Raw genomic sequence first — 13,371 nt, forward strand, 5'->3', positions numbered from 1 at the left:
AGTACGTCCAGTACGGGGGCATCCGGCCGGCACGCCGAGAGCACGCACCGGACACCGCTCCTTCACCACGGACCTCCGTCAGACACCCCCTAGGCGGACTGGTCCGCGCCGAGGCTGCGGGAGGCTCCGATCGGGAGGTCCCACAGGTCCTCGCGGGGCAGGCCGGCGCGGGACCAGGCGGCCCGGACGCGGTGCAGGGGCTCCATGACCGGCTCGGCGGAGAGTACGAAGGCCGCCCAGTGCATGGGCGCCATCCGCCGGGCGCCGAGGTCGAGGAAGGCCCGGACGGCCTCCTCGGGGTCGGTGTGGACGTCGCCGAGCCACCAGCGCGGGGCGTAGGCGCCGATGGGGAGCAGGGCGAGGTCGATGCCGGGATGGCGGCGGCCGATCTCCCCGAACCAGTGGCCGTAGCCGGTGTCGCCCGCGAAGTAGAGCGTGCGGGGGGCGGGACTGCGGGTGTCGGTGAGGATCCAGCCTCCCCACAGGGAGCGGCAGGTGTCGAGCAGCGAGCGCTTCGACCAGTGGTGGGCCGGTACGAACTCGAAGCGCACGCCGTCGAGTTCGGCCGACTCCCACCAGTCGAGCTCGGTGACCCGGGTGAAGCCGCGGCGGCGGAACCAGCGGGCCAGGCCGGCGGGGACGAACAGGGCGGTGTGGCGCGGGAGCCGCTTGAGGGTGGGCGCGTCGAGGTGGTCGTAGTGGTTGTGGCTGATGACGACGGCGTCCACCGGCGGCAGGTCCTCCCAGCGCACGCCGACGGGCGTGATCCGGGAGGGGGTGCCGAGGATCCGCCGGGACCAGACGGGGTCGGTCAGTACGGTCAGCCCGCCGGTGCGCAGTACCCAGCTGGCGTGTCCGGCCCAGGTGACGCAGACCGAGCCGGGGCCCGCCGGCGGCAGCGGGGCCGGATCGTAGGGCAGGTCGGGGATGCCGCGCAGCCCTTCCGGGCCGGGCCGGAAGGCACCCTCGCGGGCGAGCCGGGCGAAGCCGCGGACCCCGGGGAGCGGGGTGGTGAGCCGGTCGGCGAAGGAGCGCGGCCAGTGCCGGTGCTCCCCGAGCGGCCGCACGGGCCCGCGGCCCGCCGGGCCCTCCCCGGACGGCGCGGCTCCTGCGGCGTGCCGCACCGGCCCGGAAGCGGCGGGGGGCACGGCGGCCTGGGCCGGGGCGGCAGCGGGCGCGGCGGCCTGGGACGGGGCGGAAGCAGGCGCGGCGGCCTGAGGCGGGGCGGAAGCGGGCGCGGCTGGCGCGGGCGGGGCGGGAGCGGGCGCGGCTGGCGCGGGCGGGGAGCCGGGCTGCCCCGTGGTGGCGGCCGCCCCGACGGTCTGGGCCGGGGCGGCGCTCTGGGCCGGGGCGGCAGCGGGCGCGGTGGCCTGGGGTGAGGTGCCCGTGGCCTGGGGCGGGGTGGCTGGGCGATGGGGCGGGGTGGCTGGGCGATGGGGTGGGGTGGCGGCGGGGGTGTCCGTCCGGTCCGTCATCAGGCGGTCTCCGTTCACCGGGTCGGGCATCAGGCCAGTCCGGCCAGGACTGATCCGAGGAGGTCCAGGGAGCGCCGTACGTGCGCCAGCGCGAGCGGGTCCCGGGCGGTGAGCGCGGCCAGCCGCTCCTGCGCAGTGGCGCCCAGCAGCGGCCCGGTCGACAGCCTCACGCGCAGGGCGACCGGTTCGTCCGCGAACCGCTGTCCGCCGGGGGTGGGCGCGCCGAGCCGGCCGCCGAGCCAGTCCTCGAGCTCCATGGCGTCGCCGACCCCGTGCCGTGCCAGTCCGTCCCGCAACGGGGTCAGGTCGGCGTAGAGGTGCCGGCCGGCCTGCGGGGGCCGGGCCAGCGCACCGACGGCGAGGAGTTCCCGGTGCACGGCCGCGGCGACCGCGCCGTGCAGGGCGGCGGCCGCGCGCGCCCGTCCGGTGACGGCGTCGGGTTCCTCCAGCGCGTGCGCGGCGGCCCCGGCCACGGGGCCCGCCACCCACGCGCCGGTGGCGGTCAGGACGTCGAGGGTGCGGGCGCGCAGCCAGGTCCCGCGCGGGGTGTCGGGGAAGCGGACCACGGCGGCGGGCCACCCGGCGGGCAGCAGCGCTCCGGACAGGTCGACGAGGACGGCCGCCTGGTCGGGGAGCATCTCCGCGGGGCTCAGGACCAGCGTGTCATGCGGCCGGTGGACGGTGTCGCGCCAGCTCTCGTCGCTGACGACGAAGAGCCCGGCGGCCTCGGCGGCCTCGCAGGCCTCGCGCAGTATCTCGGGCGGCGGCACGGTCGCGGTCGGGTCGTCCGCGACCGACAGGAGCAGGACCCGCGGGTCCCCGCCCTCGGCGCGCACCCGCCGTACGGTCTCCAGCAGGGCGTAGGGGTCCGGGATGCCGCCGCACTCGGCGGGCGTCGGCACGTGGTACGCGCGCCGGCCGAGCAGCCGGACCTGCGGGGTCCACCAGGCGGGACAGGGCCGCGGCAGCATCACGTCGCCCCCGTACGCCCCGAGCAGCGCGAGCAACAGCGCGGGGCCCCCGGGGCCGGCGGCCACGTCCTCGGGGGCGGTGGCCAGCCCGCGGCGCCCCCAGTGGCGGCAGGCGGCCTCGCGGACGGACTCGCCGCCGCCGGGGGGTTCGGGGGCGGAGCGCCCGGCGGCCCCGGCGAGGACGGAGACGAGTTCGGGCAGCACGGGCAGGCCGGGCTCCGGCGGGAGCGGGCCGTACCGGACCGGGCCGCGGCCTTCCGTCGTCGTGCGCTGCATCCCCTCCACCTCGCCGCCTTCCGCGCTCGTCCCGCTCCGCACTCCTCCAGCCGTGACCTTTATACGATTATTTGCGACTCCATGCCCGCTTTGGGAACCGCCCGCCGGGGCTCAGCCGGCTCAGCCCCGCCTCCCCAGCAATCCCAGCAGCCTCGTCTGCGCGTTCGCCCCGGCCGGTACCACCAGCGGAGCGGCGTACATGCCGCTCGCCGCGAGCCCGTCGGCGTAGGGCATGACCTCCTTGATGGAGAACTCGACGAGGCCGTCCGGCAGCCGGTCGTCCGCGCCGATCGCCCGGGAGAGGTCCCAGGTGTGCACGACGCAGTCGGCGGTCAGTTCGGAGCAGTACGCCCGGGCCGGCGCGGGCCCGTAGGAGAGCGTGACGGTCCGGTCGAGGGCCCCGGGGGCGGCGAAGGCGGCGTGCGCGGCGGCGGAGGCCACGTCCCAGGCGGCGACCGGGTCCTCGCCCAGCACGTCCCCGGAGAACGCGTCGCCCAACTCCTGGACCGTGCGGCCCTCGGACACCAGCGGCGGGATCCAGAGCTGCTCCCCGGTGACATGGTTGACCAGGGCCCGCACGTTCCACTCCGTGCACGGGGTCGGTGCGTCCCACTGGTCGCACGCGACGGCGCGCAGACGCTCACCGAAGAGCCCCAGCGCCTCGGCGTGCCGCTCCAGCAGCGGTTCCGGCATGGCTCTCACCGTCCTGGCGTGACCGTTCCGATCCCCCCCGACCGGCCACCGGTCCTCCTGAGGCCCACTCTCCTCGCCCCCGCAGGGCCCTGCCACCGGGGCGGGACAGGGCTCCAGGTCCGCCCGTCGTCGGTGGAGGCGGCAAAGCGGAATACATGATTCCTTTTATCTCCATGCAGGACGATGCCTGGTGATTGCGGAGAAAGAGGCGAGGTCAGGGGGGCGATGTCCGCTCCGATGGACCCCCGTCGGATCATGTCCGCATGTCACTTACCTCCCGTCGCAACGTCCTGGCCGTGTTCGCTTCCGCAGCGGCCACCGTCCCACTCGGCACCTTGACCGCCGCAGCCTCGCCCAGAGCCTCCGCTCCGGCCGCCGCCCCCGCCGCCGCCCCGTCGCTGCTCGCGGGCACGCCCGTGCCACCGTCGCTGACCTCGCCGCGGTCCTCCGTGAGCATGCCGGCGCTCGAGCCGTCCTACTTCGCCCAGGTCTCCCTCGGCCCGCTGTCCGCGAACGTGCTTCCGGGGACTCCGGAGCGTACGGAGATCACGTCCGGGGGCACCCGGGTGGCCGTGCTGACCAAGGGCGCGCGCACCGTCGTTCTGACGGGCCCGGAGCGGACCTTCACCGAGAACAAGCAGTCCTTCGTGGACGACTTCCAGCGCACCCTCCCCGACCAGACCCTGCCGGTCGCGGACCGCAAGTACTGGGGCACCTCCCCCGGCGGCGGCAGCTGGTCCACCCTCGGACCGGTCGACACCGACTACTCGGTGGTCCCGGGCAGCGGGGTCATCGCGCTCACCACCGACTACGCCAGCCGCCACGCCACCCTCCGGGACGACGAGATCACCGACGTCGACGTCCGCGCGGTGGCGAAGTTCGACAAGGTGCCCACCGGGCAGGCCTGCTCGTACGCCCTGTCCTTCGGCTACCAGGACACGCACAACAACTACCGTGCCAGGCTGTCCTTCCTGACCTCCGGCGCCGTCGAGCTGCGCGTGGAGAAGGAAGTCGCCGACACCGTCACCCAGCTGAGCACGGCCACCACCCTGGCCACCGGCGTCGCGGCGGGCACCAACTGGACGATCCGCGTGCGCCGCGAGGGAACCCGCATCCAGGTCAAGGCCTGGCGCAGCGACTCCGCCGAGCCGGCCGCGTGGGCCGTGGACGTCACCGACTCGACCTTCGCCAAGGGACGCGTGGGCCTGCGCGCGCTGGCCAACCAGGGCTGCACGAACCTTCCGGTCAAGCTGGTGGTCAGCCGCTTCCAGGTGGACGCCGGGACCTGGCAGCAGCCGCCGTCCGTCACCCACACCACCTGGGTACGGGTCCTGCCCGCGCCCTTCGACGGGACCTGGACCCCGGCGCTGGAGCAGACGGTGCGCGGCTGGGCCGCCTCCACCACCCCGGACGTCCTCGCGTACGCGGCGATGTTCCTCGCCGGGGCGCCCGCCGTCACCGCCGGCACGGGCCCGGCCGCGGGCAAGCAGGCACTGGGCGAGGCCGGTTACGGCTACCTGGACCCGCAGGGCTACCGCTACGAGGGCGCCGACTTCCACGAGTACATGAACCTCGGCTGGACCTTCCCGGACGGCACCTACACCGGACCCTCCAGCAAGCAGGTCGGCAACCTCGACTGCTCGGGCTACACGCGCATGGTCTACGGCTACCACATGGGGATTCCGGTGGCCGCGGGCGCGGACACCTCCAAGACCCGGATCCCGCGCAAGTCCCGCGACATGGTGGACTACGCCCCCGGTGCGCGGATCGACCAGACGGACGGCACGAACCCGCCCGCCGCGCAGCAGCTCCAGCCCGGCGACCTGCTCCTGTTCAACGCCGACTCGGGCGACGACACGGTGACCGTCACCGTCGACCACGTCGGCATCTACCTCGGCCTGGACTCCGCCGGCAAGCGCCGCTTCCTGTCCAGCCGCAAGACCGGCAACGGACCGACGATGTCCGACCTGGGCGGCGCCTCCCTGCTCGACGGCACCGGCACCTACGCGAAGAAGCTGCACACCGTGCACCGCATCTGACGCCGTACGCCTCCTCAGCCCGGCGGGCGCATGCGGAAGTCGTAGCGGGGCGGGAGCGGGCGGTCGGTGAGCGTCGACCAGACCTCGCCGAGGACCTCCTCGCCCTCCCGCAGATCGGCGAGTTCGAAGCCGTCCTCGAAGACCCGCCGGGCCGCCGCCACATGGCCCTCCGCCGCCAGGAGGCGGGCGGCGAGCAGCCGGAAGCGGCCCTGCTCGCGCAGGGCGGGCCGCAGCCGGTCCCAGACCCGGCGCGCTTCGGCCAGGCGGCCGGCGGCCAGCAGGGTCGCCATCGCCTCCTGGCCGAGCGCGGACTCGGCGGCCGTCCACGGGTCGCCGCCGCGGCTCTCCGCGGCCAGGTCGTCGAAGGCCGCCGCGTACCCGTCGGCCGCCCGTGGCAGGTCGCCGGCCAGGGCGTCCGCAACGGCCAGGCAGCGCAGCAGCGGCCACCGCGAGGGGGCCAGCGCCAGCCCGCGCTCCCAGCTCCGCACCGCCTGGGCCACGTCTCCGGCGTGCCACTGGGCGACGCCGAGGTGGTATTCGGTGAGCGGTTCCGCCGGGGCCGTCTCCAGCATGTCCCGCCAGTGCGCGGCGACCAGGCTCGGCCCCGGCGGCGCCACCCGGCGGGGAGCGGGGAAGACACCCGTGCGCCACAGCTCCAGCCACGGTTCCTGGGCCTCTCCCATCCGGGACTCCTCGAAGGGGGTGCCGGGCAGCTTGAAGCCGCCGCACAGCACCTCCAGCGCCCCCCAGCCGGAGCCGGCCGCCAGCCGCTCCCCCGGCTCGGTGTCGGCGCAGCCGCGCCACGCCTCGTAGGCCGCGTCCACCCGCTCGCGGGGCAGTACGGCGTCCAGCGCGTCCTGCGCGGCGCCGCGGGCCGCCGCCCAGTCGGGGCCGTGCACCGCCGAGGCCTGCGCGGCCAGCGGCCCGTACGCCTCCAGCCAGCTGAACTCCGCCCCGCCCTCGAGCCGTACGTGCTCCAGCTGGGTGCGGGCCAGTCCCGCCTGGATCTCCGCGTATCCGCCCGTGCCCGGCTCCGTCAGCCACTCCTGCCAGCGGCGGCCGCCGACGCCCGCGCCCCAGACGAACAGCTTGCGCCCGCGCAGCCGCGCGGTGGAGGTCTGCACCAGCCCGCGCCCGTCCGCGTCGAGGGAGGCGATCCAGGGCCGGGCTCCGTCCCGGACCTCGTAGAAGAAGTCGGCCGGGTACGCGCTGCGCAGGGGGTACGTGCGGTCCGCGCCCTCCCACTGCGGCACGGAGATGCGGCGCAGCGAGCGCTCGTACCCGAAGTGCCAGGCCTCGTCGGCGGGGGCGAGGACGCGGGTGCCCGCGTCCTCGGGCACGGCGATGTTGGACCACCAGTAGACGGGTGCGGGCCGCTCGTGCGGATTGCGCACGCGGACGCCGACGTAGAGGAACTCCGAGTCCTCGGGCAGCCACAGGTCCACCTGGAAGGGCAGGTCGCGCAGTCGCTCCCACTCCCACAGCCGGACCATCACGCCGCCGTCCGGGGCCGGGACGAGCGCGGCGTGCAGGGGGGCGCAGGACAGGGTGGTGTGGCCGGTGGCGCCGGTGTTCCACTCGATGCCGCCGGAGAACCAGGCGCCGTTGAGGGCGAAGTTGGCGGGCTGGAACACCGGGTTGCGGTAGAGCAGTTCGCGCCCGGTGGGCAGGTGCACCAGGGAGTGGACGCGCCCGCCCAGCCCGGGGAGCACGGTGACCCGCAGGTGCTCGTTCTCGATGACGATGGAGTCGAACTCCCGCTCCGAGCGCTGCCGTCCGTACCCGTCCCGGATCCGGACCGGCAGCAGCGAGCGCAGCGGCTCGTACCCGATCTGCCGTGCCATGTCGCGCGGCAGGCCGTCGCGCGAGCGCTCGTCCAGTTCGTGCACCCCGTCGGGCGCGCGGAGGGCGGGCAGCGGGTTCTCGGGGCCCAACGGGGCTGCGGGGAGGGTCAGTACGGCGCGTCGGACGGTGGTGGCCATGAGGAAATGGAACACGCAGCGGCCGCCGCTGCACAGGGGTTCCGCAGATCACCACCGGTCAGGATTACGCAAAGGCGCCGGCGACCAGGTCGGCGAGCAGGGCGCCCGCACGGCCGTCCGGGTCCGGGTCCGGGTCCAGGTCCGGGTTCGGGTCCGGGTCCGGGTCCGGGTCGTAGATCGTGACGTTGATCCCGACGCAGACATCCTGGCGGACCGGGCCCTTACGGGATGGGCATGTCGGCGGTGACGGCCCAGCGCTCGTGATCGCGCCACGCGCCGTCGACGTGGAGGAAGTCCGGGGAGAACCCCTCCCGGCGGAAGCCCGCGCCGCGGACGAGCGCGATCGAAGCGGTGTTGCCGGGCTGGATGTTGGCCTCCAGGCGGTGCAGACCGAGGCCGCCCTCGGTGGCGGGGGCGAAGGCGTGCGCGAGGACCAGGCGCAGGGCCTCGTGGAACAGTCCCCGGCCGGCGGCGTGCGCGAAGGCCCCGTAGCCCAGGGCGCCGCACTGGAAGGCGCCCCGCACGATGTTGTTGATGTTGACGAAGCCGGCGAGGGCGCCGGTCTCCCGCTCGCAGACGAGGAACCCGGCCCGGCCGTCGCCCTCGGTCAGCCGGGCCGCGTACGGCTCGTACTCCTCGAGGGTGGCGGGCGGGAACAGCCAGGGGCGGTGGAGGTCGCGGCTCTCGTGCGCGCGCGCCGTGAACTCGGGCCCGTCGGCGGTCCGGAAGGGCCGCAGGCCCACCCGCGCGCCCTCCCTGAGGTACGTGGAAAAGGTCATCCGCCCAGGCTACGAGGTGTGACAGCATCCCCGGTGTGATCACTGCCCCCGATCCTCGTGACCTCCTGCTCGCCGCGGCACGGGACAACGCCGAGTGGTGCGACGCCGTCGTGCGCGGCCACGGACCGGCCGGCGCGTTCGCCCCGGACGCCTGGGCCAGCGCACGCCGGACCCCGCCGCTGTACCCCGACGCGGTGACCCTCGCTCCGGGCGCCCCGGCTGCCGCGCTGGCGGCCCGGATCGACACCGGGGGCCCCGGCTGCTCGGTCAAGGACAGTTTCGCCGATCTGGACCTGGCCGGGGAGGGCTTCGAGGTGCTCTTCGAGGCCCGGTGGATTCACCGCCCGGCCGCGGCGCCCGTCGCGGCCGCCGGCCCCCGCCTCGAGTGGGCCGCGGTCACCGACGCCGCCGGACTGGAGGACTGGGAGGCCGCCTGGGACGGCGAGCGGAGCACGGGCCTGTTCCACCCGGGCCTGCCGGGCCGGGACATCGTCTTCCTGGCGGGCCGTGCCGGGGGCCGGACCGTCGCCGGGGCCGTCGCGCACCGGGGCAGCGGCGCGGTGGTCGGCCTGTCCAACCTGTTCGCCCACGACGATGCCGACACCGACGCCGTCTGGGCGGGCGCGCTCACCGCGATCGCCGCCCGCTGGCCGGAGCTGCCGGTCGTCGGCTACGAGTCGGGGGACGATCTCGACGCCGCCGTACGCGCCGGGTTCACCCCGATCGGCCCCCTCCGCGTCTGGCTCCACACGGCCTAGACGCCTGGCTAGGGCCCAAGTTGCAGCCGGGGCACGTCCGTGCGCTCGATCCCGAACACCTGGGTGTACAGGGACAGTTCCGCCTCGAGCGCCCGGACCATGGTGTCCGCCCGGCGGAAGCCGTGGCCCTCGCCCGCGAAGGCCAGGTACGCGTGCGGCACCGACCGCCCCCGCATGGCGGCGAGGAACCGATCTGCCTGGGCGGGCGGGCAGACGGCGTCCTCCAGGCCCTGGAGCAGGACGAACGGGGCGTTGATCCGGTCGGCGCGGGCCACCGGCGAGCGCTCGCGGCAGAGGACGGCGAGGGTCTGCGGCGGTCCGGCCAGGCCGTCGACGTAGTGCGATTCCAGGTCGTGGGTCTCCTCGGCGAAGCCGAGCAGGTCCAGGACGGGGTAGATCACCGCCGCGCAGGCGTACAGGTCGGTGGCGGCCAGTGAGGCGGCCGCGGTCCAGCCGCCCGCGCTGGCTCCGCGGATGGCGAGCCGGTCCGGGTCGGCGGTGCCCTCGGCGGCCAGCGCCCGGGCCACCGCCGCGCAGTCCTCCACGTCCGCCACACCCCACTGCTCGCGCAGCCGCTCCCGGTAGGCGCGCCCGTAGCCGGTGGAGCCTGCGTAGTTGACCTCGACGACGCCGATGCCGCGGGAGGTGAAGTAGGCGATGTGCAGGTCGAGTACGGGCGGGACGTGGTCGGTGGGGCCGCCGTGCGCCCACACCACGTACGGGGGCAGTTCGTCGGCGGGCGCCCGGCAGGCCGGATGGTGCGGCGGGTAGACGTGCGCGTGGATCTCCCGGTTGTCGGGGCCGAGGAAGGTGCGGCTCTGCGGCTCCGGGTAGTAGGCCGGATCGACCGGGTCCACCCCGTGCGCGCCGACCACCCGGGCGTGCCCGGTGGCGGTGTCCAGTTCCACCACCTCGTACGCGCTGCGCGGGCTGGCCGCGACCCCGTACACGCGGGTGCCGCTCACGGCGAGGGTCGGCTGCCAGGCCGTCCAGGGCCCGGCGGCGTCCACCAGGTCGCCGCTGTCCGGGTCGAGGACGCCGAGCACGCAGGAGCCCTGGCCGTGCAGCACGGCGACGGGGCCCCCGCCGGGCAGCGGGGCGAGCCAGCGCAGCCCGGGCTTCCACAGCGGGCCGCCGAACTCCTCTTCCCTGGGGCAGAGGTTGACCGCCTCGCCCGTCGCCGGGTCCACCCGGTACGGGTTCCACCAGCCGCCGCGGTCGCTGACCGCGAGGAGGGTTCCGCCGGCGGTCCACTCGACCTGGGCGACGGCCTCGGCGGGGCCGCCCAGGACGGTACGGGGCCGCTCGAGCCGGCCGTCCGGCGTGACCTCGGCCAGGAGCAGCTCGGTGCCGTCCCAGGGCATCCGCGGGTGGTCCCACACCAGCCACGCCGCGTGCCGCCCGTCCGGGGAGAGCCGCGGTCCGGTGGTGAACCGGTGCCTGTCGTCGGTCAGTTCCCGTACCGCGGCCCGGTCACCGGCCGCCGACCCGTCCAGCGGGACGGCGGCCAGCACCCGGCGGACGTCGGCCGGCGCGGAGCCGGTGAACTCCTCCAGCACGCACCAGACTTCGGAGCCGTGCAGGATCGGATCGGCCCAGCGCAGCCCGCCGCCGACATGGGATACCGGGGTCAGGGGCCGCGGCGTCGCGGCGGCGCCGGGCGCGTCCGGTTCGTAGGCGTAGAGCCGCTGGTCGGCGAAGTGCACGAAGACCAGCAGCGGTCCTCCTTCCGCCCGTTCGGCTCCGGCCCAGGGCAGGCCGCCGTACTCGGTGAACCGGCTGCGCACGTCCCAGGGCGCGGGCAGGGCGGTGACGCCCCCGCCGACGGGACGGCCCTCGCCGACGGCACGGCCTTCCCCCGCGGGACGGCCCCCGCCGACGGGACCGCCTTCCCCCGCGGGACGGCCCTCACCGACGGGCCCCCCGCCGGGAGCCGGGCGGCGCACCAGCGCCCTGCGGCCGCCCTCCCGCGGCCGGGGCTCGGTCCACCACACCTCTGAGCCGACCGTGCCCACGTATTCGGGCCGCCCGTCGAGGGAGGCGGCGACCTCGGCGGAGAGGGGCGAGGGCCAGCTTCCGTAGGGCCGGGTCACCCCCGCCATCACAGGGTCCCCCTCACAGCGTCCGCAGCGCGTGGTCGAGGACGCGGACGCCGAAGTGCAGGGCGTCGACGGGGACCCGCTCGTCCACGCCGTGGAACAGGGACCAGTAGTCGAAGCCGGGCGGCAACTTGAGCGGCGAGAAGCCGTAGCCGGTGATGCCGAGGCGGGAGAACTGCTTGGCGTCGGTGCCGCCCGCCATGCAGAACGGCACCACGTGCCCGTCCGGGTCGAACCGCTCGACGGACTCGCGCAGGACCGCGTACGTCCGCCCGTTCACGGGCGCCTCGAGCGCGACCTCCCGGTGCTCGAACTCCCACCGCACGTCGGGGCCGGTGAGCGCGTCCAGGGTGGCGATGAACTCGGCCTCGCCGCCCGGCAGCATCCGGCCGTCCACATAGCCGGTGGCCTGGCCGGGGATCACGTTCAGCTTGTAACCGGCGCTGAGCATCGTCGGGTTGGCGCTGTTGCGCACGGTCGCGTCGACGAGGGCCGCGGCCGGGCCGAGGCTGCCGAGCACGCCGTCGAGGTCGAATCCCGGCGCCCGCGGGTCCACCGACAGGCCCTGGAGGGCGGCCAGTTCGGTGATGCAGGCGACGACGGTGTCGGTGAGGCGGACCGGCCACTCGTACGCGCCGATCCGGGCGACGGCGGCGGCGAGCCGGGTCACGGCATTGGCGCGGTTGGGCTTGGAGCCGTGCCCGGTGGTCCCCTGCGCCGTCAACTTCAGCCATGCGGTGCCGCGTTCCCCGGCGGCGATCGGGTAGAGGGCCTTGCCGTTGCCGGGGTGCACGGTGAAGGCTCCGGATTCGCTGATGCCCTCCGTGCAGCCGTCGAAGAGGTGCGGATGGCGGTCGGCGAGGAAGCCGGAGCCGTCGACCGCGCTGTCCTCCTCGTCGGCGGTGAAGGCGATCACGATGTCCCGGCGCGGCTGCACTCCGGCCCGCGCCCAGGCCCGTACGACGGCCAGCACCATCGCGTCCATGTTCTTCATGTCGACGGCCCCGCGGCCCCACACCACGCCGTCGCGGACCTCCCCCGAGAAGGGGTCCACGCTCCATTCGGCGGCCTCGGCGGGGACCACGTCGAGGTGGCCGTGGACCAGGAGCGCCCCGGCGGACGGGTCCGAGCCGGCGATCCGGGCCACCACGTTGGTGCGGCCCGGGGTGCGCTCGAGCAGGACCGGCTCCAGGCCGGCGGCGGCGAGCCGTTCGGCGGCGTACTCGGCGGCGGGGCGCTCGCGGCAGTCGCCGCCGCCCCGGTTGGTCGTGTCGATCCTGATGAGGCCGGAGGTGAACTCGACCGCCTCGTCGAGGGCGGTCTGGTCGACGGCGTCGGCCGCAAGACGGTCCTGGGCCTGGGCCGGGGCCTCGGCGGTGACTACGGGCATGTCAGCCATACTGCTCCTCCACGGCCGCGGAGACGACCGTCGTGACCGCCTTGAAGGTGCGGATCCCCTCGTACATGGTCTCGCTGCTGTACGCGATCCGGCGCTCGCCGCACCGCTCGGCGCCCGGGACCACCGTGGCCGCCATGGCCAGGTGCTCGGCGTCGAACTCCACCTCCACGGTGTAGGGGCCGCCGCCGGGCACCGGATCGCGCCGGACCGCCAGGGCCGTGGCCTCCTTGGCCGCCGCGCGGATGTCGGCGGCGGTGCGGGCGGGGGTCCGGCAGACGGCGGCGTAGCGCGAGACGTGGTCCTTCACGGCGACGGTCACCGCGTCCGGGGCGTAACCGGCGGCGTCGGCGCAGGTCAGGTCGTCGCCGGTGACCAGGATGACGGGCACCCCGTACTCGGCGACGACGTGCGCGTTGAGCAGTCCCTCGCTGGCCCGGGTCCCGTTGAGCCAGACGCCGGTGATGGAGTTGGCGAGGTAGGTGTGGGCGAGGACCCCTTCGGAGCCGGCTCCGGTGTGGTAGCCGACGAAGGCGATCCCGTCGACGTCCCCGTGCTGGACGCCCTCGACCATGGAGAGCGTCTTGTGGCGGCCGGTGAGCATCTCGGCGCGGGCGTCGAGCTTCTCCAGCAGCAGGTTGCGCATGGTCCAGTGGGCCTCGTTGACGAGGACCTGGTCGGCGCCGCCGTCGTAGAAGCCGAGCACGGCCGCGTTGACGTCGGAGGTGAACATGTGCCGGCAGCGCTCCCACTGGGACGCTCCGGGCAGCACGTCCTCGGGCCAGGTGACGCCGGTGGCGCCCTCCATGTCGGCGGAGATGAGGATCTTCATCGGGCCCCCGGACGATCGGTTGCGGAGCCCCAGCCTAGCTCTCGCACCTCGTCCGGCCCGGGGGCCACGCC

At 75.3% G+C, this 13,371-nt stretch carries 10 protein-coding genes; 2 read left to right on the forward strand and 8 right to left on the reverse strand.

Annotated features, from left to right (window positions below; genetic code table 11):
- Window positions 1-89 precede the first annotated feature (89 nt).
- From AB0D44_RS25045 to AB0D44_RS25055, 3 genes are all read right to left on the reverse strand, one after another.
- Complete coding sequence (locus AB0D44_RS25045; RefSeq protein WP_362594953.1) at window positions 90-1,124, reverse strand: MBL fold metallo-hydrolase; 1,035 nt, start codon at window positions 1,122-1,124, stop codon at window positions 90-92.
- A gap of 380 nt (window positions 1,125-1,504) precedes the next feature.
- Window positions 1,505-2,722 (reverse strand): aminotransferase class I/II-fold pyridoxal phosphate-dependent enzyme, encoded by a 1,218-nt coding sequence (locus AB0D44_RS25050; protein ID WP_362594878.1) that lies wholly within the window; start codon window positions 2,720-2,722, stop codon window positions 1,505-1,507.
- A 120-nt stretch (window positions 2,723-2,842) separates the two neighbouring features.
- Window positions 2,843-3,415, reverse strand: coding sequence for a TIGR03086 family metal-binding protein (locus AB0D44_RS25055; protein ID WP_362594880.1), 573 nt, complete (start codon window positions 3,413-3,415; stop codon window positions 2,843-2,845).
- Window positions 3,416-3,678: 263 nt separating this feature from the next.
- On the opposite strand from AB0D44_RS25055, the gene AB0D44_RS25060 reads away from it, so the two are divergent.
- Entirely contained in the window at window positions 3,679-5,454 is a 1,776-nt protein-coding gene (locus AB0D44_RS25060) for an NlpC/P60 family protein (protein WP_362594882.1), read from the forward strand.
- A 14-nt stretch (window positions 5,455-5,468) separates the two neighbouring features.
- Here AB0D44_RS25060 and AB0D44_RS25065 read toward each other — a convergent pair whose 3' ends face one another.
- Together AB0D44_RS25065 and AB0D44_RS25070 are read right to left on the reverse strand one after the other, a co-directional pair.
- The gene (locus AB0D44_RS25065) at window positions 5,469-7,436 is read right to left on the reverse strand and encodes a DUF5107 domain-containing protein (protein ID WP_362594884.1); all 1,968 of its coding nucleotides are present in this window, start codon (window positions 7,434-7,436) and stop codon (window positions 5,469-5,471) included.
- A gap of 221 nt (window positions 7,437-7,657) precedes the next feature.
- Window positions 7,658-8,215, reverse strand: coding sequence for a GNAT family protein (locus tag AB0D44_RS25070; protein WP_362594886.1), 558 nt, complete (start codon window positions 8,213-8,215; stop codon window positions 7,658-7,660).
- Window positions 8,216-8,253: 38 nt separating this feature from the next.
- Here AB0D44_RS25070 and AB0D44_RS25075 point away from each other — a divergent pair, with 38 nt between their 5' ends.
- Window positions 8,254-8,973, forward strand: a complete 720-nt coding sequence (locus AB0D44_RS25075) for a hypothetical protein (RefSeq protein WP_362594955.1) — start codon at window positions 8,254-8,256, stop codon at window positions 8,971-8,973.
- Between the two features lie 8 nt (window positions 8,974-8,981).
- Here the strand turns inward: AB0D44_RS25075 and AB0D44_RS25080 are convergent, their stop codons facing one another.
- Genes AB0D44_RS25080 through AB0D44_RS25090 form a run of 3 tightly spaced genes read right to left on the reverse strand, consistent with a single transcriptional unit; the run spans window position 8,982 to window position 13,300 of the window.
- Window positions 8,982-11,075, reverse strand: a complete 2,094-nt coding sequence (locus tag AB0D44_RS25080; RefSeq protein ID WP_362594888.1) for a prolyl oligopeptidase family serine peptidase — start codon at window positions 11,073-11,075, stop codon at window positions 8,982-8,984.
- Between the two features lie 13 nt (window positions 11,076-11,088).
- Window positions 11,089-12,462, reverse strand: coding sequence for a M20/M25/M40 family metallo-hydrolase (locus AB0D44_RS25085; protein WP_362594890.1), 1,374 nt, complete (start codon window positions 12,460-12,462; stop codon window positions 11,089-11,091).
- Between the two features lies 1 nt (window position 12,463).
- A complete protein-coding gene (locus tag AB0D44_RS25090; protein WP_362594892.1) occupies window positions 12,464-13,300 on the reverse strand; it encodes a M55 family metallopeptidase in 837 nt (278 codons plus the stop codon).
- Window positions 13,301-13,371: the final 71 nt, after the last annotated feature.

Origin of the sequence: Streptomyces sp. NPDC048349, from assembly GCF_040651925.1 — a bacterium.
Classification (GTDB): domain Bacteria; phylum Actinomycetota; class Actinomycetes; order Streptomycetales; family Streptomycetaceae; genus Streptomyces.